Source organism: Agilicoccus flavus (genome assembly GCF_014857905.1).
Lineage (GTDB): Bacteria > Actinomycetota > Actinomycetes > Actinomycetales > Dermatophilaceae > Agilicoccus > Agilicoccus flavus.
Genome location: NZ_JACYXE010000015.1, coordinates 13,223 through 37,984, shown reverse-complemented (window position 1 = coordinate 37,984; position 24,762 = coordinate 13,223). Strand labels below are relative to the sequence as shown.

24 protein-coding genes are annotated in these 24,762 nt (G+C 74.3%); 13 read left to right on the top strand and 11 right to left on the bottom strand.

The annotated features are described in order from the left end of the window. Positions 1-390: a DUF3054 domain-containing protein gene (locus ICW24_RS17550; RefSeq protein WP_226347027.1), complete on the bottom strand. Its 390-nt coding sequence runs from the start codon at positions 388-390 to the stop codon at positions 1-3. Further along, positions 387-1,391, bottom strand: coding sequence for a ribose-phosphate diphosphokinase (locus tag ICW24_RS17545; RefSeq protein ID WP_226347026.1), 1,005 nt, complete (start codon positions 1,389-1,391; stop codon positions 387-389). The genes ICW24_RS17550 and ICW24_RS17545 overlap by 4 nt, the downstream gene beginning before the upstream one ends. Before the next feature lie 109 nt (positions 1,392-1,500). Between ICW24_RS17545 and dop the strand changes: the two genes are divergently transcribed. From dop to ICW24_RS17495, 10 genes are all read left to right on the top strand, one after another. Then, positions 1,501-3,060, top strand: coding sequence for a depupylase/deamidase Dop (gene dop / locus ICW24_RS17540; protein ID WP_226347025.1), 1,560 nt, complete (start codon positions 1,501-1,503; stop codon positions 3,058-3,060). A 149-nt stretch (positions 3,061-3,209) separates the two neighbouring features. After that, the gene (locus ICW24_RS17535) at positions 3,210-3,416 is read left to right on the top strand and encodes a ubiquitin-like protein Pup (RefSeq protein ID WP_226347024.1); all 207 of its coding nucleotides are present in this window, start codon (positions 3,210-3,212) and stop codon (positions 3,414-3,416) included. Positions 3,417-3,437: 21 nt separating this feature from the next. Next, complete coding sequence (gene pafA, locus ICW24_RS17530) at positions 3,438-4,808, top strand: Pup--protein ligase (RefSeq protein ID WP_226347023.1); 1,371 nt, start codon at positions 3,438-3,440, stop codon at positions 4,806-4,808. Between the two features lie 175 nt (positions 4,809-4,983). Further along, positions 4,984-5,955 (top strand): FKBP-type peptidyl-prolyl cis-trans isomerase, encoded by a 972-nt coding sequence (locus ICW24_RS19805; RefSeq protein WP_226347022.1) that lies wholly within the window; start codon positions 4,984-4,986, stop codon positions 5,953-5,955. A gap of 115 nt (positions 5,956-6,070) precedes the next feature. After that, positions 6,071-6,457, top strand: a complete 387-nt coding sequence (locus ICW24_RS17520; protein ID WP_226347021.1) for an FKBP-type peptidyl-prolyl cis-trans isomerase — start codon at positions 6,071-6,073, stop codon at positions 6,455-6,457. Between the two features lie 88 nt (positions 6,458-6,545). After that, positions 6,546-7,613, top strand: coding sequence for a helix-turn-helix transcriptional regulator (locus ICW24_RS17515; protein WP_226347020.1), 1,068 nt, complete (start codon positions 6,546-6,548; stop codon positions 7,611-7,613). Next, positions 7,610-8,632, top strand: coding sequence for a helix-turn-helix transcriptional regulator (locus ICW24_RS17510; RefSeq protein WP_226347019.1), 1,023 nt, complete (start codon positions 7,610-7,612; stop codon positions 8,630-8,632). Before ICW24_RS17515 ends, ICW24_RS17510 begins: the two co-directional genes overlap by 4 nt. A 44-nt stretch (positions 8,633-8,676) precedes the next feature. Continuing rightward, the gene (tatA, locus tag ICW24_RS17505; RefSeq protein ID WP_226347018.1) at positions 8,677-9,045 is read left to right on the top strand and encodes a Sec-independent protein translocase subunit TatA; all 369 of its coding nucleotides are present in this window, start codon (positions 8,677-8,679) and stop codon (positions 9,043-9,045) included. A 75-nt stretch (positions 9,046-9,120) separates the two neighbouring features. Beyond that, complete coding sequence (tatC, locus tag ICW24_RS17500) at positions 9,121-9,870, top strand: twin-arginine translocase subunit TatC (RefSeq protein ID WP_226347017.1); 750 nt, start codon at positions 9,121-9,123, stop codon at positions 9,868-9,870. Between the two features lie 30 nt (positions 9,871-9,900). Further along, complete coding sequence (locus tag ICW24_RS17495; protein WP_226347016.1) at positions 9,901-12,822, top strand: DEAD/DEAH box helicase; 2,922 nt, start codon at positions 9,901-9,903, stop codon at positions 12,820-12,822. Positions 12,823-12,877: 55 nt separating this feature from the next. Here the strand turns inward: ICW24_RS17495 and ICW24_RS17490 are convergent, their stop codons facing one another. Beyond that, on the bottom strand, positions 12,878-13,810 hold the full coding sequence (locus tag ICW24_RS17490) for a 5'-3' exonuclease (RefSeq protein ID WP_226347015.1): 933 nt from the start codon (positions 13,808-13,810) through the stop codon (positions 12,878-12,880). Beyond that, positions 13,807-14,322 (bottom strand): Cys-tRNA(Pro) deacylase, encoded by a 516-nt coding sequence (gene ybaK, locus ICW24_RS17485; protein ID WP_226347014.1) that lies wholly within the window; start codon positions 14,320-14,322, stop codon positions 13,807-13,809. Before ybaK ends, ICW24_RS17490 begins: the two co-directional genes overlap by 4 nt. Positions 14,323-14,897: 575 nt before the next feature. Here ybaK and lnt point away from each other — a divergent pair. Continuing rightward, positions 14,898-16,505 carry an apolipoprotein N-acyltransferase gene (gene lnt, locus ICW24_RS17480; RefSeq protein WP_226347013.1) on the top strand — a complete coding sequence of 536 codons (1,608 nt, stop codon included), beginning with the start codon at positions 14,898-14,900 and terminating at the stop codon, positions 16,503-16,505. Then, positions 16,502-17,305, top strand: a complete 804-nt coding sequence (locus ICW24_RS17475) for a polyprenol monophosphomannose synthase (protein ID WP_226347012.1) — start codon at positions 16,502-16,504, stop codon at positions 17,303-17,305. The genes lnt and ICW24_RS17475 overlap by 4 nt, the downstream gene beginning before the upstream one ends. Positions 17,306-17,417: 112 nt before the next feature. Here ICW24_RS17475 and ICW24_RS17470 read toward each other — a convergent pair whose 3' ends face one another. Together ICW24_RS17470 and ICW24_RS17465 are read right to left on the bottom strand one after the other, a co-directional pair. After that, positions 17,418-17,765 (bottom strand): RNA polymerase-binding protein RbpA, encoded by a 348-nt coding sequence (locus tag ICW24_RS17470; protein ID WP_226347011.1) that lies wholly within the window; start codon positions 17,763-17,765, stop codon positions 17,418-17,420. Between the two features lie 181 nt (positions 17,766-17,946). Next, positions 17,947-19,200, bottom strand: coding sequence for a M15 family metallopeptidase (locus ICW24_RS17465; RefSeq protein ID WP_226347010.1), 1,254 nt, complete (start codon positions 19,198-19,200; stop codon positions 17,947-17,949). A gap of 362 nt (positions 19,201-19,562) precedes the next feature. Here ICW24_RS17465 and ICW24_RS17460 point away from each other — a divergent pair, with 362 nt between their 5' ends. Then, positions 19,563-19,736 carry a CsbD family protein gene (locus ICW24_RS17460; RefSeq protein WP_226347009.1) on the top strand — a complete coding sequence of 58 codons (174 nt, stop codon included), beginning with the start codon at positions 19,563-19,565 and terminating at the stop codon, positions 19,734-19,736. Positions 19,737-19,797: 61 nt separating this feature from the next. On the opposite strand, the gene ICW24_RS17455 is transcribed toward ICW24_RS17460, so the two are convergent. The 5 genes from ICW24_RS17455 to ICW24_RS17435 form a co-directional block, all read right to left on the bottom strand. Beyond that, positions 19,798-20,253, bottom strand: coding sequence for an SRPBCC family protein (locus ICW24_RS17455; RefSeq protein ID WP_226347008.1), 456 nt, complete (start codon positions 20,251-20,253; stop codon positions 19,798-19,800). Between the two features lie 354 nt (positions 20,254-20,607). Next, complete coding sequence (locus ICW24_RS17450) at positions 20,608-20,940, bottom strand: TfoX/Sxy family protein (protein ID WP_226347007.1); 333 nt, start codon at positions 20,938-20,940, stop codon at positions 20,608-20,610. A gap of 31 nt (positions 20,941-20,971) precedes the next feature. Beyond that, the gene (locus ICW24_RS17445) at positions 20,972-23,185 is read right to left on the bottom strand and encodes a xanthine dehydrogenase family protein molybdopterin-binding subunit (RefSeq protein ID WP_226347006.1); all 2,214 of its coding nucleotides are present in this window, start codon (positions 23,183-23,185) and stop codon (positions 20,972-20,974) included. Next, positions 23,182-24,171, bottom strand: coding sequence for an FAD binding domain-containing protein (locus ICW24_RS17440; protein WP_226347005.1), 990 nt, complete (start codon positions 24,169-24,171; stop codon positions 23,182-23,184). The genes ICW24_RS17445 and ICW24_RS17440 overlap by 4 nt, the downstream gene beginning before the upstream one ends. Next, positions 24,168-24,656, bottom strand: coding sequence for a 2Fe-2S iron-sulfur cluster-binding protein (locus ICW24_RS17435; RefSeq protein WP_307781371.1), 489 nt, complete (start codon positions 24,654-24,656; stop codon positions 24,168-24,170). The genes ICW24_RS17440 and ICW24_RS17435 overlap by 4 nt, the downstream gene beginning before the upstream one ends. Between the last annotated feature and the right edge of the window lie 106 nt (positions 24,657-24,762).

Sequence of the window (24,762 nt, the reverse complement as noted above, 5' to 3'; positions counted from 1 at the left end):
TCAGGCCGACGTCGACCTCGCGGCGCGTCGCGCGGACCACGCCGCGCCCACGACCCGTCGACCGAGCAGCAGGACGCCGGTGACCACGGTGGCCACGACGACGAACGAGGGGGCCGTCCCGGCCCCGGTGAGCGTGCGCACGGCCATGCCGCCGGCGACCGTGGCCACCCAGACGACGACGCCGTCGCGCACGCCGATCGGCGCCCGACGGCGCGCCCCGGCGACGACGAGCCAGCCGAGGGCGGCCCCGGCGAGGAACGGCCACGCCGTCTGCCACAGCCCGAGCAGCGCGCCTCCCTCGCCGTGGCTGCGCCGCCCGAGCGCGGCGAACAGCAGGAGGACGCCGGCGTCGAGCAGCGCCGCGAGCGCCGCCGACCGGGAAGGCCTCACGCGGGACCGGCGGAGTGGTGGCCGGCGAACGAGAGGCGGAGTTGCGGCGGGGCGTGGCGCGGGTCGACCCCGTCGAAGAGGCTGCTCACCGACTCCCCGATGTGGATGCGGGCGATCGCCTCGGCGAACAGCTTGGCCACCGACCGCACCCGCAGGGCGGGGAAGTCGGGCGGCGAGGGCACCGTGTCGGTGGTGACGACCTCGGTGACGAGCGGGTGCGACCCGAGACGCTCGACGGCGCGACCCGAGAACAGCCCGTGCGTGCAGGCGATCGCGGCGGACGGGCAGCCGGCCTCGCCGAGCTTGTCGAGGAGGCCGATCATCGAGCCGCCCGTCGCGATCTCGTCGTCGAGGACGATCGCCGGCTTGCCGTGGACGTCGCCCACGATGGAGTCGATCTCGACGCGGTCGTCGGCAAGGCGCTGCTTGTTGCCCGCGGCCACCGGCAGCCCGAGGAGCCGGGCGAACTGGGTGGCCGTCTTGGCGTTGCCGAGGTCCGGGGAGACGACGACGTGGTCGGTGAGGTCCCGGCCGCGGAAGTGGTCGGCGAGCACCCCGATCGCGGTGAGGTGGTCGACGGGCACCGAGAAGAAGCCGTGCACCTGGGGTGCGTGCAGGGCCATCGTCAGGACGCGGTCGACGCCGGCGGTGACGAGCATGTCGGCCACGAGCCGGCCACCGATCGAGATGCGGGAGGCGTCCTTCTTGTCGGACCGGGCGTAGGCGTAGTGCGGGATGACCGCGGTGATCTGGGCCGCGGACGCGCCGCGGGCGGCGTCGATCATCATGAGCAGCTCGACGAGGTGCTCCTGCGTCGGCGGCACGAGCGGCTGCACGATGTAGACGTCGCGCTGGCGGCAGTTGACGAGGAGCTGCGCCTGGAGGCAGTCGTTGCTGAACCGTTGGATGTCCACGGGGGACAACGGGACGTCGAGGTGGTCGCAGATCGCGCGCGCCAGCCCCTCGTGGGCGCTGCCGGAGAAGACGATCACGTCGCGCATGCAGACCACCTCGGGTCGTTCGGTACGGCCTGGTCGGCAGCCTACTCAGCGCGCCGCGGGTGCGCCGCCACCGACCCGCGCGCGAGCGACGGCCGGTAGGTTGACGCCCATGGAGCCGACCCGTCCGCCCGTGTCCGTCGCCCGCGTCATGGGGGTCGAGACCGAGTACGGGATCAGCGTGCCGGGCAAGCCGCACGCGAACCCGATGGTCGGCTCGGGGCGCGTCGTGCAGGCCTACGCCCGCACCGCCGGCGGCACCCGCGTGCGATGGGACTACGCCGGCGAGGCGCCGATGTCGGACGCGCGCGGCTTCGACCTCGACCGGGACCGGGCCCACCCGAGCCAGCTCACGGACGAGTGGGAGGACGACCCGATGGTCGCCAACGTCGTCCTGACGAACGGCGCGCGGCTCTACGTCGACCACGCCCACCCCGAGTACTCCTCGCCGGAGGTCGCCTCGCCGCGGGAGGCGATCGTGTGGGACCGCGCCGGCGAGATCGTCATGGCCCGGGCGGCCGCGGCGCTCGCGGAACAGGCGACGGACGAGGGCGGTGGCGAGGTCCCCGACCTGTACAAGAACAACACCGACGGCAAGGGCGCGAGCTACGGGACGCACGAGAACTACCTCGTCCCGCGCGAGACGCCGTTCGGCGACCTCGTGGCCGGCCTCCTGCCCTTCTTCGCGGTCCGGCAGATCCTCTGCGGGGCCGGTCGCGTCGGCATCGGGCCGGAGTCGCAGCTGGCCGGTTACCAGATCTCGTCGCGCGCGGACTTCATGGAGGCGGAGGTGGGGCTGGAGACAACGTTCCGGCGGCCCATCGTCAACACCCGCGACGAGCCGCATGCCGTCGCGAAACGCTACCGCCGCCTGCACGTCATCGTCGGCGACGCCAACCTGTGCGACGTCGCCGCGCTGCTCAAGACGGGGACGACGAGCCTCGTGCTCGCGGCGATCGAGCGGGGCCGGGCCCCGTCGCTCGCGCTCGCCGACCCGGTGCGCGCCATCCGCACGGTCTCGCACGACCCCACCCTGCGCGCTCGCGTCGACCTCGCGGACGGCCGGTCGATGACCGGCCTCGACGTCCTCGAGGCCTACCACGAGGCCGTCGCCGCGATGCTCGAGGAGGGCGGCGCGGGAGAGGGCGCGGGCGGTGCGGACGCCGACACGCGACAGGTCATGACGCTGTGGGCGCAGACGATGGCTGACCTGCGCCGCGACGTGGCGAGCTGCGCGGACCGCATCGACTGGGTCGCCAAGCTGGCCCTGGCTCAGCGCTACCGCGACCGTGACGACCTGGCCTGGGACGACGCTCGCCTCCGGGCCGTCGACATCCAGTTCAGCGACGTCCGCCCGGGCAAGGGCCTCGCCCGGACGCTCGAGGCCAAGGGGCGCCTGCGCCGCCTCGTCGCGGACGACGAGATCGCGCGCGCCGTCACCCACGCCCCGGAGAGCACCCGGGCGTGGTTCCGCGGCGAGTGCGTGCGCCGCTACGGCCCCGAGGTCGTCGCCGCCTCCTGGGAGTCGGTGGTCCTCGCCCCGGCCGGCACGAGCGCCCGCCAGTGGGTCGGCACGCCCGAGCCGCTGCGCGGGACCCGTTCCCTCGCCGGCGACCTGCTCGACGCCTGCCCCGACGCGGCGTCCCTCGTCGCCGCCCTCACCGCGGGCTGACGCCACCCGTCCCGGGACCGACGCCGGGACCGGCGCCGGGACCGACGCCGCGACCGCCGTCGCTAGGCTGGACGAGGCGGTCACGCGCCCGCCCCGCCCGCCTCGCCCGGTTCTGCGCCCGGGCCTCGACCACGTGATCAGGAGCACCCATGGCCGGACAGCGGCAGTTCGACGAGCACTCCCGACGCCCCGACGAGCCCGACGACGGACCCGAGCCCGCGGTCTCACCCCAGGCCCAGGCGCAGGCGGCCCGGGTGGACGCCGACATCGACGACGTCCTCGACGAGATCGACGCCGTGCTCGAGTCGAACGCGGAGGAGTTCGTCAGCGGGTTCGTCCAGAAGGGCGGTCAGTGACGCCCCGGTAGGGTCGCCCCCATGGACCGGCGGATCTTCGGCATCGAGACCGAGTACGGCGTGACGGCGACCCACGACGGGCGCCGGCGCCTGTCGCCCGACGAGGTGGCCCGCTACATGTTCCGCGGGATCGTCGCGTGGGGCCGCAGCTCGAACGTCTTCCTGCCCAACGGCGCCCGCCTCTACCTCGACGTCGGCAACCACCCCGAGTACGCGACCGCCGAGTGCGACCGGCTCCTCGACCTCGTGGCCCAGGACCGGGCCGGCCAGGCGATCATGAACACGCTCGTGGCCGAGGCGACGCAGCGGATGCGCGACGACGGGCTCGCCGGGTCGATCTACCTCTTCAAGAACAACGTCGACTCCGCCGGCAACTCCTACGGCTGCCACGAGAACTACCTCGTGTCCCGGGCGACGGACCTCGCCCGGCTGGGCGACCTGCTCGTGCCGTTCCTCATGAGCCGCCAGATCATCTGCGGGGCCGGGCATCTCGCGCCGCGCGAGGGCGGCGCCCGGTTCTGCCTCAGCCAGCGCGCGGACGTGATGTGGGAGGGCGCGTCCAGCGCGACGACCCGGTCGCGGCCCATGATCAACACCCGCGACGAACCCCACGCCGACGCCGAGCTGTACCGCCGGCTGCACGTCATCGTCGGCGACTCCAACATGAGCGAGACGACCACCTGGCTCAAGGTGGGCGCCACCGACCTCGTCCTGCGCCTCCTCGAGACGGGGGAGCCGATGCCCGACCTCGGGCTCGCCAACCCGCCGAAGGCGATCCGCGCCATCAGCCACGACCCGGCCGGCCGCGCCCGGGTGGGCCTGGTCGACGGCCGGGAGCTGACGGGCGTGCAGATCCAGCGCGAGTACCAGGAGCGGGCCGCTGCGCTCGTCGCGCGCACCGGGGCCGCCGCGGAGCACGACGAGGCGGTGCTCGAGCTGTGGGACCGTGCGCTGACCGCGGTCGAGACCGGCGACCTCACCCCGCTCGCCCGCGACGTCGACTGGGTCGTCAAGCAGCGCCTCCTCGACGGCTACGCGAGCAAGCACGGCCTGGGCCCCGACGACCCCCGCCTCGCGCAGCTCGACCTCACCTTCCACGACATCGACCCCGACCGGGGCGTGTTCGGGCTGTACGAGAAGCGGGGGCGGGTCTCGCGCGTCGTCGACGACGCCGCGGTCCGCGCCGCGGTCGAGGCCCCGCCGGCGACGACGCGCGCCGCGCTGCGCGGCGCCTTCGTGTCGGCCGCGCGGGCCGCCGGCCGCGACTACACCGTCGACTGGACCCACCTGCGCCTCAACGACGGCTCACCCCGCACCGTCCCGTGCAAGGACCCGTTCGCGGCGCAGGACGACCGCGTGGACCGGCTCCTCGCGCAGATCGCCGGCGACTGAGCCCACCTGCGCGTCAGGCGCGTCGGGCTCGTCGGTCCGCTTCGGCCCCGGCGACATCACGGTCGTGCGTCGATCGCGCATCGGTCCCGCGTCGGGTCGACGCCGCGGCCCTCTTCGCCGGCGGGCGTGGCTAGGTTCGGCTCGTCCCGTCCCCCGATCGCCCGGAGGTGGCAGCGTGAGCGCCCGGCGCCGTCGACTGCTCGCGGCCGGCATCCTCCCGGTCGTCTTCCTTCTGCCCGCGTGCGGCTCGTCCGTGGCGGGTGGTGTGGCCCCTGCGACGGTCGCCGCGTCGTCGGGGACCGCCCTCGACGGCGTCGGCGTGAGCGCGGGCGCGGCGGGCGCCGCGCCGGCCCTGACACTGCCGAGCACCCCGTTCACCGTGCCGCAAGCGGCCCGGCGCGTCGTGCGACCCGGCACCGGCGCGACGATCACCGACCAGCAGAAGCTCACCGTCGACTACCTGCTCGTCAACGGCCGCGACGGCAAGGCCCGCCAGACGATGTGGGGGCCGGACGCCGCGCGCATGTCCCTCGCGCAGGTGCCGCAGTTCTCCGCCCTGGCCGGGCAGAAGGTCGGGGCGCAGGTGCTCTTCGCGATCCCGGCCGCGCAGGCCGTGGGCCCCGCGGGCGAGGCCACGCTCGACATCCGCGCGAGCGACACGCTGCTCTACCTGCTGCAGGTCACCGACGCCGCGGCGCCCCTGACGCAGGCGACCGGCTCGCCGGTGGCGCCGAGGCCGGGACTGCCGACCGTGCGGATGGGGGCGACGCCGAAGGCCCCCGCCACGTTCACGATCCCGCGGACCGACCCGCCGACCGAGACGATCGCGCAACCGCTCGTCCTCGGCACCGGCCCCGAGGTCATGCCCGGCCAGACCGTGCGGGTCACGTACACCGGTGTCACCTGGCGCGACCCGGCCACGCCCTTCGACCACTCCGGCAAGACCCCGACCGGGTACGCCGAGTTCCCGGTCGGCAACGGGCGCCTCATCAAGGCGTGGGACGAGCACCTCGTCGGGCAGAGGGTGGGGACCCGGCTCCTGCTCGTCGTCCCCCCGAAGGACGGGTACGGCTCCGCCGGATCCGGCCAGGACATCCGCGGCACCGACACCCTCGTCTTCGTCCTCGACGTCCTCGACGCCGGCTGAGGCGTCCTGCGCGCCGCGACGGCGGGACGGGGGCGGCCGGGGCCGCGGGGGCGGCGGGTAGCGTGATCGGGGTCGGCCGGATCCGGTCGACCGCCGTCACGAGAGGAACACGCCGATGCCCTTCGACCCGAACACGACCAAGCCCGAGGTGGACTTCCCGGAGGGCGGCGCGCCCGACGAGCTCGTCGTCGAGGACATCACCGAGGGCGACGGCGCGACCGCGCAGGCCGGCTCGACCGTCACGGCCCACTACGTGGGGGTCGCCCTGTCGACGGGCGAGGAGTTCGACGCGTCCTGGAACCGCGGGGAGCCGCTGTCGTTCCCGCTCGGCGCCGGCCGCGTCATCGCGGGCTGGGACCAGGGCATCGCCGGGATGCAGGTCGGCGGCCGCCGCAAGCTCACGATCCCGCCGCACCTCGGCTACGGCGACCGCGGCGCCGGCGGCGTCATCAAGGGCGGCGAGACGCTCATCTTCGTCGTCGACCTCGTGGACGTGAACTGAGCCGCGGGCGAGGGCGGGTCCCGGGCGACACGCCGCGCGATCGCACATCCGTTCGACGCGGGTCGCCCTCCGGCCTAGCATGTCCGACGTGAGCGAGAGCGCATCGACGCCGACGGCGGCCGCCGCCAAGACCGAGCGGCTGCTCAACCTCGTCATCTGCCTGCTGTACACGCGTCGGCCCCTGCTCAAGGGGCAGATCCGCGAGGCGGTCGCGCAGTACGCGAACAGCTCGGACGAGGCGTTCGACCGGATGTTCGAGCGCGACAAGGACGAGCTGCGCGCGCTGGGTATCCCGCTGGTGACCCAGCACATCGACACGTTCTTCGACGACGAGCCCGGATACCGCATCGACCGGCGCGAGTACGCGCTCCCCGAGATCGAGTTCGCCCCGGACGAGGCGGCCGCGCTGGCGTTGGCCGCCCGGTCGTGGGAGCACGCGTCGCTGGCGGGCCCGGCGGCTCAGGCGCTGCGCAAGCTCGCCGCGTCGGGGGTGGAGGCCGACGACGCGTCCGTGCTCGGCGTCGAGCCGGGCATCCGCACGAGCGAGCCGGCCTTCGAGGCCGTCAAGGACGCGGTCGTCACCGCCCACCCGATCGCCTTCTCCTACCGCCGTTCCGGCGCCGAGCCCACGCTGCGCCACGTCCAGCCGTGGGGCTTCACGTCGTGGCGCGGTCGCTGGTACCTCACTGGCTTCGACACCGACCGCGGCGACGCCCGCGTGTTCCGCGTCTCGCGGATCGAGGGCCGGGTGCGCCGCACCGGCGCGCCCGGCAGCTACGTCATCCCCGCCGACCACGTGCCGCGCGCGGTCGTCGCCGGGCGGGTCGGAGGGGACGAGACGGCCACCCGGACCGCCCGGCTGCGGGTCCGGGCCGGGCACGGCCACGCACTGCGGCGGCGCGCCACCGACCGCGACTCGCTCCGCGAGGCGAGCGCCGAGGACCAGAGCTGGAGCGTGCTCGACCTCACGTTCTCCGACGCCCACCGGCTCGCGGAAGAGCTGTGCTGGTACGGACCCGACGTCGTCGTCGAGGAGCCCGCCGACGTCCGCGACCTCGTCGTGGCCCGCCTGGGCGCGGTCCTGCGCCCGAGCGATCGCCCGACCGATCCAGGGGCCACCCCCGGTTCTCCCGCCCCCGGGGAGGTGCCCGCGTGAGCCCCGAGTCCGCGACCGCGCGCGTCGCGCGCCTGCTGACCATGGTCCCCTGGCTGCTGCGCCATCAGGGGGTGCCCGTCGAGGAGGCCGCGGCCGAGTTCGGCCTCACCCCCGCGAAGTTCGAGGCCGACCTGTCGCTGCTGTTCCTGTGCGGTCTGCCGGGCGGCATGCCCGACGACCTCATCGAGGCGGACTGGGACTCCGGGCGTGTGTACCTCGGCAACGCCGACGCCATCGCCCGGCCCCTGCGGCTCGGGCTCGACGAGGCGCTCACCCTCATGGTCGGGCTGCGCGCGCTGCGGGCGACCCCCGAGCTCGCCGACACCGACGTCGTCGACCGGGCGCTCGCCAAGCTCGTCGAGGCCACCGGCACCCACGCGTCGGAGCTCGCCGACGAGGCCGGGCGGCGCATCCACGTCGAGGTCGGTGACGGCGCCGAGGCGGCGCACCTGTCGGCCCTGCGGGGGGCGTTGCGGGACCACCGCCGCGTCCACCTGCGCTACCACGTCTCCGACCGCGACGAGGCCACGGAGCGCGACGTCGACCCGATGCGGGTCCTCGCCCGCGAGGGCCACTGGTACCTCGAGGGGTGGTGCCACCGTGCCGACGCGGTCCGGCTGTTCCGGCTCGACCGGATCGAGGAGCTGGGCGTGCTCGACGTCGACGGCACGCCGCCGGCCGCGGCCCGTCCCCGGGACCTGGCCGACGGCGTCTTCAGCGCCGCCCCCGACGACCGGATCGTCGAGCTCGACCTCGACCCCGGCGCCCACTGGGTCGCCGACTACTACCCGCACGAGCGCGCCGAGATTCGACCCGACCGGACCATGCGTCTCGTCCTGCGGGTCGCCCGCACCGACTGGGTGCGCCGCCTCGTGTGGCGCACCGGGGGAGCGGCGCGCGTCGTCGCCCCGCCCGAGCTCGCCGAGCAGGTCCACGACGGTGCCCGCGCGGCCCTGGCCGCCTACGGCCCGCGCACGACCGGCGCACAGCCGGCTGCCGGGGACCCGCGCGTAGACTGATCGCGCCCGCCTCACCGCACGCACGCCCCGACGAAAGGCCCGACATGCCCAGCTGGCTCGGTGGCCCCGAGATCATCGTCCTCATCGTCGTCATCGCGATCGTCTTCGGCTGGAAGAAGCTCCCGGACGCGGCGCGCAGCCTCGGCCGGTCGATGCGCATCTTCAAGGCCGAGGTCGAGGAGATGAAGCACGACAAGCAGGACGGTCCGCCGAGCGCGGCGAGCCGCGAGACGGTCGACGGCGAGTCCGTGCGGCGCGAGACCCGCACCGAGACGGTCACCGAGACCTACGCCGAACCGGCGCGGGACGAGACGCACCACCAGGTCCACCACCGCGCCGACGCCGACCCGGGCGACCCGACGCGCCCCGCGGGACCGAGCGGGTCCGGCGCCACGTCCGCCCCGCGCGACTGACGCGCCGCCCCACCCCGCATGGCCCTCCGTCGCCCGCCCCTGCCGCGCCGAACCCGGCGCGACCCCGAGGGCCGGATGGCACTCGCCGACCACCTCCGGGAGCTGCGCACCCGGTTCCTCGTCTCCGTCGTCGCCATCGCGCTCGGCTGCATCCCGGGCTGGCTCCTCTACCCCTATCTGCTGACCAAGCTGTCGGAACCCATCACGGCCGCCGGAGGTCAGCTCAACTTCCAGGGCCTCATGACCGGGTTCTCGGTGCAGCTGCTCGTCGCCCTCATGGTCGGCATCATCGTCGCCTCCCCGGTGTGGGTGTACGAGGTCTGGGCGTTCATCGTCCCCGGGCTGACGAAGAAGGAGAAGTGGACGGCGCTCGCCTTCCTGTCGTCGGCGGTGCCTCTGTTCCTCGCCGGCTGCGGGATCGCCTACCTCATCCTCGACAAGGCCGTGGCGATCATGCTCAGCTTCGTCCCGGCCGAGCAGCTCAACATCATGCCCGCGGCCGACTATCTCGTCTTCGTCACGCGGTTCATCGTCGCGTTCGGCCTCGCGTTCCTGCTGCCCGTCCTCCTCGTGGCGCTCAACATGGTGGGCGTCCTCCCGGCGGCGCTCATGCTCCGCTGCTGGCGCATCGCGGTCATCGTCATCTTCGTCCTGTCGGCCCTCATCACCCCGACCCCCGACGCCGTGACGATGTTCTTCCTCGCCGTGCCGATGGTCGTCCTCTACTTCGCGGCCTGCGGGGTCGCGTTCGGCCTCGACCGGCGACGCGAGAAGCAGCGGCCCGAGTGGGCCGACCTCGCCGACGACGAGGCCGGCCCCCTCTGAGGCGTCCTGGCCTGACGTAGCCTGGCGGGTATGTCGAGCCCCGCGGAACGGTATGCCCGCTCGAAGCGGCAGGGGGCCGGACGCCACCCGCGGCTCGCGGAGTTCGAGACCCGGTTCGACTTCCCGCTCGACGACTTCCAGACCTGCGCGTGCGCGGCCCTCGAGGAGGGCCGGGGCGTCCTCGTCGCGGCCCCCACCGGGGCCGGGAAGACGATCGTCGGCGAGTTCGCCGTGCACCTCGCGCTCGCCGGGAAGAAGAAGGCGTTCTACACGACGCCGATCAAGGCGCTGAGCAACCAGAAGTACGCGGACCTCGTGCGGGCGTACGGCCCCGAGCGCATCGGTCTGCTCACGGGCGACAGCTCGATCAACTCCGAGGCGCCCGTCGTCGTCATGACCACCGAGGTCCTGCGCAACATGATGTACGCGGGCTCGGACACGCTGCGGGGGCTCGGATACGTCGTCATGGACGAGGTCCACTACCTCGCCGACCGCTTCCGCGGGCCCGTGTGGGAGGAGGTCATCATCCACCTCCCCGACGACGTGCAGGTCGCCTCGCTGTCCGCGACGGTGAGCAACGCGGAGGAGTTCGGCGCCTGGCTGGAGCAGGTGCGCGGGGCCACCGAGATCGTCGTCACCGAACACCGGCCCGTTCCCCTGTGGCAGCACATGCTCGTGGGATCGAAACTGTTCGACCTCTTCGTCGACGACGGGTCCGTCGACGAGTTCGGCCGGCCGCGCGGCGATCGGGAGGCGCTCGTCAACCCCGACCTCGTCGAGACGATCCAGGAACGTCGCGCGAGCACCCAGCGCCGCGGGCGGCTCGAGGACGCCGGGGCCCCGCGCGGGCGCCGCGGGCGACCGCGCGGCGGGCGCGGCGCCGGGCAGGATCAGGGCTCGCGCGGCGCGCGGCCGGGGCAGGCCCAGCGGCACGGTTCGTCGGGCCCGCACGGTCCGCACGGCTCCTCCGGTGGGCACGGGCCCGGCCCGCGCCCGGGGAACGCGGGCCGCGCCCAGGTCGTCGACCTCCTCGACCGCCACGGCCTGCTCCCGGCGATCACGTTCATCTTCAGTCGCGCCGGGTGCGAGGCCGCCGTGGGCCAGCTCCTCGCCGCCGGCCTCGTGCTCGTCGACGACGACGAAGCCGACGCGATCCGCGCCCTCGTCGAGACCCGGGTCGCCGGCATCGCCGCCGAAGACCTCGGCGTCCTCGGCTACTGGGACTTCCTCGAGGGACTGTGCCGCGGCTTCGGCGCCCACCACGCCGGGATGCTGCCCGTGTTCCGCGAGATCGTCGAGGAGCTGTTCACGGCGGGGCGCATCCGCGCGGTGTTCGCCACCGAGACCCTCGCCCTCGGCATCAACATGCCGGCCCGCACCGTCGTCCTCGAGAAGCTCGTCAAGTTCAACGGCGAGACCCACGCCGACATCACGCCGGCCGAGTACACGCAGCTCACCGGGCGCGCGGGGCGGCGGGGGATCGACGTCGAGGGGCACGCCGTCGTCCTGTGGCACCCCGGGCTGGACCCGCTCGCCGTCGGGGGTCTCGCCTCGACGCGCACGTACCCGCTGCGCAGCAGCTTCCGACCCACGTACAACATGGCCGTCAACCTCGTGGGGCGCGTGGGGCGCGAGCGGGCACGCGACGTCCTCGAGTCGTCGTTCGCCCAGTTCCAGGCGGACGCCTCCGTGGTGGGCATCGCCCGGCAGCTCAAGGACCACGAGGAGGCGATGGCGGGGTACGAGCAGGCCATGACGTGCCACCTCGGCGACTTCGCCGAGTACGCGCAGTTGCGGCACCGCATCACCACCCTGGAGAAGAACGCCGCCAAGGCCGAGTCGGCGGGCCGCCGGGCCGCGGCCGAGGCGAGCCTCGACCGCCTCACCCCCGGCGACGTCGTGTGGGTGCCCGAGGGGCGGCGCGCCGGGCGCGCCGTCGTCGTCGCGACGAGCCGCCGGGGCGGGGGTGGCGGCCGGGGCGCCGCCGTCGGCCCGCAGCCGGGCGTCGTCACCGAGGACGGGCGGATGCGCCGGCTCACCGGCGCCGACCTCGACGGGCCGGTCGACGTCGTGGGGCGCATCACCCTGCCCAAGCGTCTGTCGCTGCGCAACGCCAAGGATCGGCGGGACCTCGCCGCCACGATGCGGGCCAAGGTGCCCGACCGTCCGCCGGCGGCACCCCCGGGCACCGACGACGACGTCGCCCGGTCCCGGTCCGCCGAACGGGTCGAGGACCTACGCCGCGAGCTGCGCGCCCACCCGTGCCACCGCTGCCCCGACCGCGAGCAGCACGCCCGCTGGTCGGAGCGCTGGTGGCGCCTGGAGCGGGAGACGGCGGCCCTGCGCCGCAAGATGGAGGGCCGCACGAACACCGTCGCCCGCACCTTCGACCGCATCTGCGCCCTGCTCGACGAGCTCGGCTACCTCGGCGCGGGCGGCACGACCGTCACCGACGACGGCCGGCGCCTCGCCCGCCTGTACACCGAGCGCGACCTGCTCGCCGCGCAGTGCCTGCGCCACGGGGCCTGGGAGGGGCTCGACGGTCCCGGCCTCGCGGCCGTCGTCTCCTGCCTGATCTACGAGCCGCGACGGGAGGACGCCGACCCGAGCCCGCGGATGCCGGACGACGCGGTGGAGAGGGCGCACGAGCAGATGGTCCGGCTGTGGTCGGCGCTGGAGGACCTCGAGGGCGAGCGGAAGGTGAAGCTCACCGACTACCCCGACCCCGGCATGGCGTGGATGATCCACCGCTGGGCCTCCGGCGCCCGGCTCGAGACGGTCCTGCGCGACAGCGACCTGTCGGCGGGCGACTTCGTCCGCCGCTGCAAGCAGACCGTCGACCTGCTCGACCAGATCGGTTCCGTCGCCGGGACCCCCGGGCTGCGCCGCGCGGCCCGCGACGCCGTCGCCGGGGTCATGCGCGGGGTCGTGGCCGCCGACCGGCTCGACTGACCCCCACGCGGTCCCCGCCGTCGCCCGGGCGGCGCCGACGTCGGATGGGGGTCGATCAGCGCGGGGCGAGGCCGAGGGCGTCGACGACGCGGTCGAAGGACGCGGCCAGCCCGTACTGCACGGCGAGGCGCGACATGGCGCTCACGTCGGCGACCTGCGTGGGCGGGGCGACGTCGAGGTCGGGCAGCGGCGCGTCGGGCGCGACCCGCACGACCCGCGGTGCGGCGTCGAGGTAGGCCGCGGACGCCTCGAGCTTCGCCCGCCGCGCGCCCTTGATGGCGGGATCGCCGCCGTCGACCGCGGCCCGGAGCCCGGCGAGGTCGCCGTAGGTGGCGAGGAGCTGCGTCGCCGTCTTCGCCCCGATCCCGGGCACGCCGGGCAGGCCGTCGCTCGGGTCGCCGCGCAGCACCGCGAAGTCGACGTACGCCTCGCCTGTGGCCACGCCGTACGCCTCGCGCAGGTACGCCTGGTCGATGAGTTCCGCGTCGCGCACGCCGGTGCGCGCCGTGTAGAGCACGTGGATGTCCGCGGCGTCGTCGACGAGCTGGAACAGGTCGCGGTCGCCGGTGACGATGCGGACCGGACGCCTCCCGCGCTCACGGGCCGCGTAGCTGCCGATGACGTCGTCGGCCTCGTACCCGGGGCAGCCCACCCGGGCGATGCCGAGGGCGGCGAGCGCCTCGACGATGACGGGTACCTGGACGTCGAGGTCCGGGGGTGAGTCCTCGGCGACCGCACTGCCGTCGGCCAGGCGGTGGCTCTTGTAGGTGGGGATCGCCTCGACCCGGAAAGCGGGGCGCCAGTCGTCGTCCCAGCACGCGACGAGCCCCGACGGCCGGTGCGCGGCGCAGAGGGTGGCGATCATGTCGAGGAACCCGCGGACCGCGTTGTTCGGCGGCGCGTCGGGGGAGGAGCGTCGGTCGGGGACCCCGAAGAACACCCGGTAGTACAGCGAGGCCGCGTCGAGGAGCAGCAGGGGGCCGCTCATCGGCCGACCTGCGACGTCGTCCGGGTGAGGTCGCCGGTGCGGGCCGACAGGACCCGCACGAGGTCGGCGGGCGTGACCTCGACGTCGAACCCGCGCCGACCACCCGAGACGAGGATGCTCGCGTGGGCCTCCGCGCTCGCGTCGAGGGCCGTGGGCAGGCGCCGCTTCTGGCCGAACGGGCTGATCCCGCCGACGACGTACCCGCTCGACCGCTCCGCGACCGCCGGATCCGCCAGGGTGGCCTTCTTGGCCCCGAGCAATCTGGCGGCGGCCTTGGGGTCGACGCGATCGTTGACGGGCAGGATCGCGACCCCGAGCCCGGTGTCGTCGAGCGCGAGGACGAGGGTCTTGAAGACGCGCGCCGGGTCCACGTCCAGCTCGTCCGCCGCCTCGAGCCCGAACGAGGCGGCCCGGCTGTCGTGCGTGTAGGTGTGCTCGGTGAAGGGGATGCCCGCCGCCGTCAGTTCGCGTGTCGCGGGTGTCCCGCCGCTCGCCTGCTTGCGTTGCGCCATGACCCCAGTCTGCCAACCCCGGGCGCGGGCCCACCCGCCACCGGCGTGTCCCGTCGGGACGCGCGGTCGGCACCGATTCCGAACGAGCTCTTTACCATCGTGGGTGCAGGGCCTCTGGCCTGCCCGGATACCGCATACGCCCAGCTCAGGGCAAAATTGACAGGCGGTCGACGGGAAGTAGGTTGGTCCGAAGTCGTCGCTCGCGCCAACCAGGACGAGACCACGGGTGCCCACGAACGACCGACCCCTCCCGGTCGGATCGCCGCAGGGGCCGCCCCCGGTCGACACCCCGGTGGGGGCACGGCTCACAAGGCCCGCTCGCCTAGTAGAAAACAGCTCCATCCCACCCCCTGGTGTGACGTGGTGCTGGCCCCAACGGCGTGGCGGGCCTTGTCTTGTCTTCGGGTCCTCACCCCCTCGGCGGCCCCGCCCCCGGCCGTCGGCCGCCTCCCGCCCGCCCGGTCCGCGGGCGTCCTGGGGTGTCGCGTGTGCGAGCCCGTCGGCGTGCCGCCCGTGTCTGCCGCCCGCGCCGACGTGGTCCCGGGCCACCCCCGAGGTCCCCGTAGACTCGCCCGGTGATCGCCCGTCTCGCCTGCGCGCTCGCGGCCGGTCTCCTCGTCTGGGCCGCCATGCCGTCGCGTGACCTGTGGTTCCTCGCCCCCGTCGGCGTCGCGCTCCTCGCCCTCGCGTGCGTCGGGGTCCGCGTGCGCACGGGATTCCTGCTCGGTCTGGTCGCCGGGGAGGCGATGTTCCTCCCGACGCTGTCGTGGTCGGGGATCTACGTCGGCCCCCTCCCGTGGGCCGCGCTCGCCACCCTCGAGGCCCTCTACGTCGCCGCTCTGGGGGCCGTCCTCGCGCTGCTGCAGGGCGGGAACCGCGCGCTCGAGGGGACGTCCAGGCTCCGGCCCGTCGCCGGCGCCCTCGCGTGGGTCGTCGCCGAGTACGCCCGCAGCACGACGCCGTTCGGTGGGTTCCCGTGGGCGCGTCTGTCGTTCTCCCAGGCCGACGGCTCGCTCGCGCGGGTGGCCGTGCTCCTGGGCGCCCCGGGGGTCACCTTCGTCGTGGCGCTCGTCGGCGGCGCCCTCGCCGCGGCCCTGGCCGCGGGGTTGCCCCGCCTCGCCCGGCGCCGCGGCGAGGGTCCGGCGCCGCGCCGGCGCCCCGCCTCGCTCGCCGCGGCCTCCGCCGCCGCGAGCGCCGCGCTCCTGCTCGGCGCCGCCGCGTCGGTCCCCGCCCCGACCGTCACCGGGACGGCGGACGTCATGGCGATCCAGGGCGACGTGCCGCAGATGGGGCTCGACTTCAACGCCCAGCGGCGCGCGGTCCTCGACAACCACGCCCGCGTGACCGGGGAGGCGGCGGCGCAGGTCGCGGCCGGCACCTACCGCCGGCCCGATCTCGTGCTGTGGCCCGAGAACGCCTCGGACATCGACCCGCTGCGCAACGCCGACGCCGCCGCCGTCATCGCCTCGGCGGTCGCGACGGTGGGCGCGCCCACGGTCGTCGGCGCGGTGCTCGACGGGCCGGGCGACTTCGTGTCCAACGCGAGCCTGCTCTATGCCCCCGGCGGCGGCGTCACCCAGCGATACGTCAAGCGGCGACCCGCGCCGTTCGCCGAGTACATCCCGTACCGCTCGTTCTTCCGGAACTTCTCCGACAAGGTCGACCTCGTCGTGCGTGATTTCGCCGCCGGCGACACGGTCGGCGTCTTCGAGGTGCCGACCTCGTCCGGCGGCACCCTCGCGGCGTCGATCAACATCTGCTTCGAGGTGGCCTTCGACGACCTCGTCCGCGACGGGGTCGCCCACGGCGCGAACGTCATCACCGTCCAGACGAACAACGCGACGTTCGGGCTCACCGACGAGTCGGTCCAGCAGCTCGCGATCTCGCGGCTGCGGGCGATCGAGCACGGCCGGACCGTCGTCCACATCTCCAACGTCGGCGTGAGCGGGATCATCACCCCCGACGGCGTCGTCCACCAGCGGACCGCGCACTTCGCGCCGGCGATCATGTCGGGCACCGTGCCGATGTCGACCGACCTCACGCCCGCCACCCGGCTCGGGCCGTGGCCCGAGCGGGTCGCGGCGGTGCTCCTGAGCGCGCTGGTCGTGGCGGCCGGGGCCGGCCGCCGACGGGCGCGGGCTAGCCTGGGTCGCGATCCGCAGACCCCCCGAGGAGTTCGATGAGCCCGTCCGACCCGTCCGCCCCGGCGCCGGGACGCCCCGAGCTGGAGCGCGTCGTCGTGCTCGTGCCCACGTACAACGAGCGGGAGAACCTGCCAGGGGTGCTGGAGCGCCTGCGCGACGCCGTCCCGCAGGTCGACGTCTGCGTCGTCGACGACGGCTCACCCGACGGCACGGGGGACCTCGCCGACGAGTACGCCGCCCGGGACCCGCAGGTGCACGTCCTGCACCGCAGCGCCAAGGAGGGTCTCGGCGCCGCCTACCTCGCGGGGTTCCGCTGGGCCCTGCACGCCGGCTACGACGCGATCGTCGAGATGGACGCCGACGGGTCGCACCGCCCCGAGGACCTGCCGGCGCTGCTCGCCGCCGCGGCGGACGCCGACGTCGTCATCGGCTCGCGCTGGGTGCGCGGGGGAGAGGTGCTCGACTGGCCTCCGCACCGCCGCGCCCTGAGTGTCGGCGCCAACCTCTACGTGCGGGTGCTGCTGGGGATGCCGGTGCGCGACGCCACGGCCGGGTTCCGCGTGTACCGCGCCGGCGCCCTCGAGACCATGGGCCTGACCGACGTCGCCTCGCAGGGCTACTGCTTCCAGGTCGACCTCACGTGGCGGGCCGCCCAGGCGGGGCTGCGCATCGTCGAGGTGCCCATCGTCTTCGTCGAGCGCGAGCTGGGGGCGTCGAAGATGAGCGGCGACGTCGTCGCCGAGTCGCTCGTGCGCGTCGCGGGATGGAGCCTGTCCTACCGGGGTCGCCGGATCAGGGAGGCGGTGCGCCGTCGCCGCACCGGCCCCGCCCGGTCCTGAGGGCGCATCAGGCCTCTCGCGGGGACCCCTCAGGTCTCACCCCGCCCACCGACGCACGGCGGCCCCGCACCGATCGGGTGCGGGGCCGCCGTGGCGTGCAGCCGGCCTGGGGTCAGGCCGAGACCTTCTCGCCGCGGGAGGCGCGCAGGAGGGTCAGCCGCTCCTGCAGCAACTCCTCCAGCTCGGCCACGGAGCGGCGCTCGAGCAGCATGTCCCAGTGGGTACGCGCGGCCTTGACGGTCTTCTCCTCGGGCTCGGGCCCGTCCACCAGCTTCGCCTCCTGGCCGCAACGGCACTCCCAGATCGGGGGCACGTCGGCCTCGACGGAGAAGGGCAGCTCGGAGACGTGGCCGCTCGCGCACGTGTATCGCGTGATCCGGCGCTCCGACAGGACGACGTTCTCGTCCGTCTCCATGCTCAGCGCGCTCAGGTTGGTGCCGCGAAGCGAACGCTCGGCCATGGTGTTCCTCCCTCGTTCCTTGCTCGGCCCGGTCGGGCCATGTTCTTCGGCGTCAACGCCTGCGTCGGCGCCGGTGTTCCGGTGAGCGGGCGCTCACTCGGTCGGGTGCTGCGTGCTCGGCCCCTCGGCGGTTCCCCCGACGGGGTCCTGCCGAGCCCCACTGCCGTCGTGCTCGACTCGTCTACTGCGCGTACTCCCAGTGCCACGGCTCCGGCTTGCTCCCGTCGGCCTGCGCCCACGCGGGGTGGTAGAAGCCGAACAGGGGGGCGTGCTGGGTCATCCACAGGTGCGCCGGGGTACCGAAGCTTTCGATGCCCCCGCACAGGTCGGTGGCCAACCCGAGGCCGTGGTTGCTCGTGCCCGGCTTGGCGGCGAGCACCGGCTTGCGGGCCTTGACCGAAACCTGCGCGGCGTACGAGCGGTAGGTGTCGGTGATGCACAGCTCCTGGCCCGTGTCCTTCTTGTACGCCGTCGCCAGTGCGTTCAGTGCTCGCGCCGCCACCGGCCGCATCATGTGGCCGGGACGTCCCTCGATGGCGCACAGGGCCGCGCCGGGGAGGTGCCCGTTCGGGTACACGCCGGTGTTGCTGCTGCACAGCGGCTTGGTCACCATGTCCTTGAGGGCGGCGAGGTCGACCCCGCCGCCGGACCCCGACGTGATGCCGAGCTTGCCGAGGGCGGCGCTCTGGCCGCGGGCGACCTTCTGCAGGTCGAGCACGGCCGTCTGCTGCGCCGCGAGCGCCCCGTCGACCTGCTTCTGGGCGGCGACGGCCTTGGCGGTCGCCGCCTCGCGCTGGAGGCGGGCGGCGACGGCGGCCTTGGCGGTCACCTGCTGCGCTTTGGCGAGGGAGGTGTACCGGCGTTCGTCGGCGCGGCGGGCGTCGGCGAGGAACTGCACGAGGGCCGCGTTCTGCTCGTTGTCGGTCGTGTCGGAGGCGAGGTCGACGATGGCGGCGATGTCGCGCAGGGCCGTCGAGCCGTTGACGTACGCCTCGTACGCCATGCGGTCGACGTCGGTCCGCGCCCCCGCGGCCTGGCGGGACAGCGACCGCAGCAGGCGCAGCTGCGTCGCCTCGCGGGTGCGGGCCGTCGCCTCCGCGGCCTTGGCGGCCGTCACGGCCGACATCGCAGCGTTCGACCGGGCCGCGAGGGCGGCGAGCTTGCGGCTGGCGGCGGCCACCTGGGCGTTGCTCTTCTCGAGGTCGGCCTGCAACCGGGTCGCTTGGGCGACCTGCGCCTTGACCTGGGCGGGGGTCAGGGACGGCTTGTCGTCACCGCTGCCGCCGGCTGTCGAACCCGGCGCGTTCGGGTCGGCCGCGGGGCCGGCCGAGGGCGCAGGAGCGGGGGCGGCGGAGACCGCCGGAGCGGTCAGGCACAGGCCGGAAGCGACCATGGCGATCGTCGTGCCCACGCGCCATCGGTGCTGCAGTCGCACGTCGGGCCCCTTCTGCGAACGTGATGGAGTGTCGGTGAGTCGAGCAGGTCGGTCGGGGTGGGCGTGGTCGGTGCGGATGGACCTCGGTGCGTGGACGTGCGTGTCCCGTGCGGCTTCCCCCGCCGACGAGCAAGCGATCGTCCCCCCGACGAAGAACTTCTCGCATACCACGGTACAGATGACGAGGCCCCCCGGCCAATCGACACGGGGGTGGCGTGTCGGGTCGAACGTCCGACCCCCGCGGGCCGTCGGAGCCGAGTGGACCAGCGGCGACGGGGGATTCGGCAGCGGCCTCGGGTTTGTGGACCGGCTCCACGGGTAAGGACGCTGGGTACGTTCATCCACGTCACGAGGAGGACCACATGGGTATTGCGGACAAGGCGAAGAACGCCGCCGAGGAAGCCGCCGGCAAGGCCAAGGAGGCCACCGGGCGCGCCACGAACGACCGCAGCCTCGAGGCCGAGGGACAGGGCGACCAGAGCAAGGCCAACGTCAAGCAGGCCGGCGAGAACGTGAAGGACGCGTTCCGCAACTGACGCGACACCGGAACGGCCCGCCCCACTCGGGGCGGGCCGTTCCGTCGTCTCCGGGCGTCGGTCAACCCCGGGCGACCGTGTCCAGCCGGGCGAGCCCCGTGTCGAGGTCGCGGCCGAGGAGCTTGTCCATGCTGACGACACGGCCTGCCAGGGCCATCAGTCCACGCTGCTGACCGTGCATGGTCCAGGTCACGTCGGTGCCGCCGCCCTGGGGCACGAAGGTGAACTCGACCTCGCTGTGCGAGGCGAACGGTCGCACGAAGCGGAGGTCGAGGGTGATGCGGCCCGGTTCGATCGAGACGATCTGCATGCTGCCTTCGCCCGCCTTGCGGTTCCCCTTCCACGTGTGCCGCGCGCCGGGGCGCGCCTGCGGACCCGTGTAGTCGTGCCGCATCTGCGGGTCGAGGTCCTCCCACGGGGACCAGGCCGGCCAGGCGCGGAAGTCCGCGACGTGCGCCTGGACCGTCGGCGGTGGGGCGTCGACGTGTCGGCTCCGGCTGACGGTGTACGTGCGCATGGGACGACTCCTGGGCCGAAGGGACGGGCACCGCTGACCGCGGCGGGGTGCCCGCCTTTCAGCCTACGCACCGGGCGGTCAGGGGGGTCAGGAAGACCGGGAACCGGCGTGACCTACCCGCCGGGCCTGCGCCGGACCGAGACGTGGCTCGGGCTGTCGTTCGTGAAGGGCCGTCCGTCCCGGTCACCGATGCGGTGCTCGGGTTCGAGGCCGGCGTGCTCGGCCATGAGGTTGCACGTCCGGGGCGAACATGTGGGCCGCGTCCTCGTCGTACCGCCGGGCCGCGGCCTCGTCCCACACGTCGTCGCTCGTCATCGCGCGGGTCCGACACCACACGGCCGAACACGTGCCGGTTCAGGTCGGCGGCGGGAGCGTGCTCGCGTAGGCGACGCCCACGTCGATCCAGCGGTCGAGATCGTCGTCGGCCCCGAGTCCGTCCTCCGAGACGAGCAGCCAGCCCGTGAGCGGCGCGCCGCGCATCTCGAAGGGCTCGACGTGCGGCGCCCGGAGGTACTCGGCTCCGTCCTCGGGGTCGATGCGCACCATGAGGCCCCCGGACGTGGCGGCCACGCTCATGCGCCCGCCGACGAGGAACGCGAGGCCGCCGAACATGCGCTTCTCGGTGATGTCGGCGCGATCCGCGAGACGGTGCCGGATGCGCTGGGCGAGGCCCTCATCGAAGGTCATGACGACATTCTCGCCCCCGACGCCGCGGGCGTCACCCCACGAGTTTGTCGGGGGTGAACGGCAGATCGCGCACGCGCCGGCCGGTCGCGTCGTAGATCGCGTTCCCGATCGCCGCGGGCACGCCGACGATACCGACCTCCCCGATCCCCTTGGCGCCCGTGGGGGAGACGTAGGGGTCGAACTCCTCCACCCAGTCGGCGTCGAGGTCGAGGACGTCGGCGTGGGCGGCGATGTGGTACCCGGCGAGGTCGTGGTTGACGACGTGCCCGGTGCGGGGATCGCGATGCCCCGCCTCGTGCAGCGCCGCCGAGAGACCCATCGTCATGCCGCCGACGAACTGGCTGCGCGCGGTGCGCGGGTTGACGATGCGGCCGCACGCGAAGACGCCGAGCATCCGGCGCACGCGGACCTCACCGGTCACCTCGCTCACGGCGACCTCGGCGAAGTGTGCGCCGAAGGAGTGCCGGGCGAACTGGCGCGCCCCCGACGGCAGCCGGCCCTGGGCCCGGGCGGTCGCGCCGTCGGCCGGCAACGGCCCGTGCTTGCGCCGGAACGCCCGCGCCGCCGCGATGATCGAGTTGCCCCACGTGTACGTGCCCATGCTGCCGCCGGCGATCATCGCGACGGGCAGGCCCGTGCTGCCGATCCGGGCGTCGACGAGGTCGACCGGCACCTCCAGGGCGTCGGCCGCGATCTGGGGGAGGATCGTCCAGGCCCCGGTGCCCAGGTCGCTGGCCTGGAGCTCGACGACGTAGCGGCCGCCCGCGAACGTGATGCGCGCCCACGTCGAGAGGGCATGCGAGGCGGGGAAGCTCGCCGCGGCCACCCCCATCCCGAGCAGCCACTCGCCGTCGCGCCGCTCGCCCGGCCGCCCGGTCCGCACCTCCCACCCGAAGCGGTCCGCGCCCGTGTCGAGGCAGGCCAGGAGGTTGCGGGTGCTCCACGGCTTGCCGGTGTCGGGGTCGACGTCCGGTTCGTTGCGTCGCCGCAGCTCGATCGGGTCGAGCCCGGTGGCCACGGCCAGCTCGTCCATCGCCGTCTCGAGCGCGAACGCCCCGCTGAACTCGCCCGGGGCGCGCATGAACGTGCCCGGCGCGATGTCGAGGGGGACGACGCGCTGCTCGGTGCGCCGGTTCGGGGTCGCGTACATGACGCGCGTGATGCCGACGGCCTGCTCGACGAAGGTCGCGAGCTTGGCCGTGGGCGAGACCGACTCGTGCACGACCGCCGTGAGCCGTCCGTCGGCGTCGGCGGCGAGGCGCAGCCGCTGCGCGGTCGGGGGCCGGTACCCGACCGTGGCGAACATCTGCTGCCGGGTGAGCGCGAACTTCACGGGCCGCCCGGCGAGCAGCTTCGCCGCGAGCACGACGAGCATGACGTGCGCGTGCGGCATCCCCTTCCCGCCGAACGCCCCCCCGACGAAGGGGGAGTGGATCTTGATCTGGTTCGGGAGCAACCCGAGCATCGGCGCGAGGATGAGCTGGGTCGCGATCGGGCCCTGGTCGGCCTCGTAGATCGTCAGGCGGCGGGCGCGGGGGTCGAGACCGGGCCGCGGGTGCCACAGCGCCGTGATGGGGTGGGGCTCCATGGGACTGTGGAACTCCGTCGCCGTCGTGTAGGTCGCGTCGACGAGGTGGGCGGCCCCCGCCAGCCCCGCTTCGACATCGCCCTTCTCCTCCCGGGGGTTGCCGGCGGCGCCGCGCTTCGGCACGGTGGCGGCGGGATGGTCGGCGTGGAAGTCGACGTCGCCGCCCTCGTCGTCGTAGCGCACCCGCACGAGCGCCGCCGCCTCGCGGGCCGCTTCGGGGGTCTGCGCGACGACGGCCCCGATGTACTCGCCCCGGTGGCGCACCCGGTCGGACTGCAGGACGACGAGTTCACCCATGAGCTTCGTGCGCAGCCGCGGCGCGTTGCGATGGGTCAGGACGAGCAGCACCCCCGGGACGCGTTCGGCCTGCGTCGTGTCGATGTCGACGATGCGGCCGACGGCGATGGCCGAGGTGACGCCGAAGAGGTAGGCGGGGTTCTCGACCTCCTGTTCGTAGGCGTAGGGGGCCGTCCCCGTGACCTTCGCCGGGCCGTCGACCCGGGCCCGGTCCGAGCCGATGCCGCCGAACCCGCGCCCGGCGACGGTCCGCCTGGGAGCGGGTGCCCCCGTCGCCGGCGGCGCGTCCGGCACGGCCACGGGCGGTGCGTCGGGCCCGGGCGTCGGTGTCGAGGGCGGGGCGGGTGGGCTGATCGTCACGAACGCGCTCCTTCGTCGGCGAGGCCCGCGAGCACCGCGAGGGCCGTGTTGCGCAGGATGGGCACCTTGGCCGCGTTGTCGCGACCCGGCCGCGCGTGGGCGAGCTCGGCGTCGATGGCCGCCGCGAACGCGGCCGCGTCGGCGGGCCCTCCGACCAGCGCCTCCTCGGCCCGGCGGGCGCGGAAGGGTCGGTGGCAGACGCCGCCGAAGCCGAGCCTCGCGTCGCGCACCCGGCCGTCGACGACGTCGAGGGCGGCCGCGACCGACACGAGCGCGAACGCGTAGGACGCCCGCTCGCGCACCTTCCGGTAGGCCGACCGGGTCCCCGGCGCCAACGGCGGGAGGTCGACGTGCGTGATCAGCTCGCCGGGGACCAGGTGGGTGTCGGTCTCCGGGCCGTCCTCGGCCCGCCGGTACAGCTCCGTCATCGGGATCTCCCGGTCGCCGGCCGGGCCGGTCGTGCGCACGACCGCGTCGAGCGCGACGAGCGCGACGCACAGGTCGGACGGGTGCACGGCCATGCACCGCGGCGAGGTCTCGAAGATCGCGTTCCCCGCGGCGTACCCCTCCAGCGCGGAGCAGCCCGAGCCGGGATCGCGCTTGGTGCAGGGCATGGTCACGTCCTGGAAGTAGACGCACCGGGTGCGCTGCAGCAGGTTGCCGCCGGTCGTCGCCATGTTCCGCAACTGGCCGGAGGCGCCGGCGAGGAGGGCCTGCGCGACGACCGGGAAGCCGCGCCGCAGCGCCGGGTGGGCCGCGAGATCGCTGTTGCGCACCAGCGCCCCGACGCGCAGGCCGCCGCCCGGCAGCTCCTCGACCTCGTCGAGGCCGATGCGGGTGATGTCGACGAGCCGCTCGGCCGAGCGCACCCCCAGGCGCAGGTGGTCGACGAGGTTCGTCCCGCCGGCGAGGAAGACCGCGCCGTCGCCGGCCCGGTCGAGGGCGTCGGCGACGTCGGTCGCCCGCTCGTACACGAACGGCCTCACGAACGGGCCCTCGCGACGTCGCCGATCGCGGCGACGATGTTGACGTACGCCCCGCACCGGCACAGGTTGCCGCTCATGCGCTCGCGGATCTCGTCGTCGGTGAGCTCGACGGGGGAGTCGACGTCGCGCACGTCGGGGCTCACGTGGCTCGGCATCCCGGCGCGCGCCTCGGCGAGCATCCCCTCCGCCGAGCAGATCTGGCCGGGGGTGCAGTAGCCGCACTGGAGGGCGTCGCGCGCGACGAACGCCTCCTGGAGGTCGCCCAGACGATCCGGGGCCCCGAGACCGGCCGAGGTCGTCACCTCGGCGCCGTCGTAGGAGGCCGCGAGCGCGAGGCAGGACAGGATGCGTCGACCGTCCGCGAGCACGGTGCAGGCGCCGCACTGGCCGTGGTCGCAGCCCTTCTTGACCGAGGTGACGCCGAGGCGGTCCCGCAGCGCGTCGAGGACACTCACCCTCGGGTCGAGGTCCAGCTCGCGATCCACGCCGTCGACGCGCAGGCGGACCGGTACGGTCTCGACCCGTCCCGCAGCTCCGGGGTGGGCCGGCCGGGGTGGGAGCGGTGCTGCGGGCGTCGCCATGGGTGGCCTC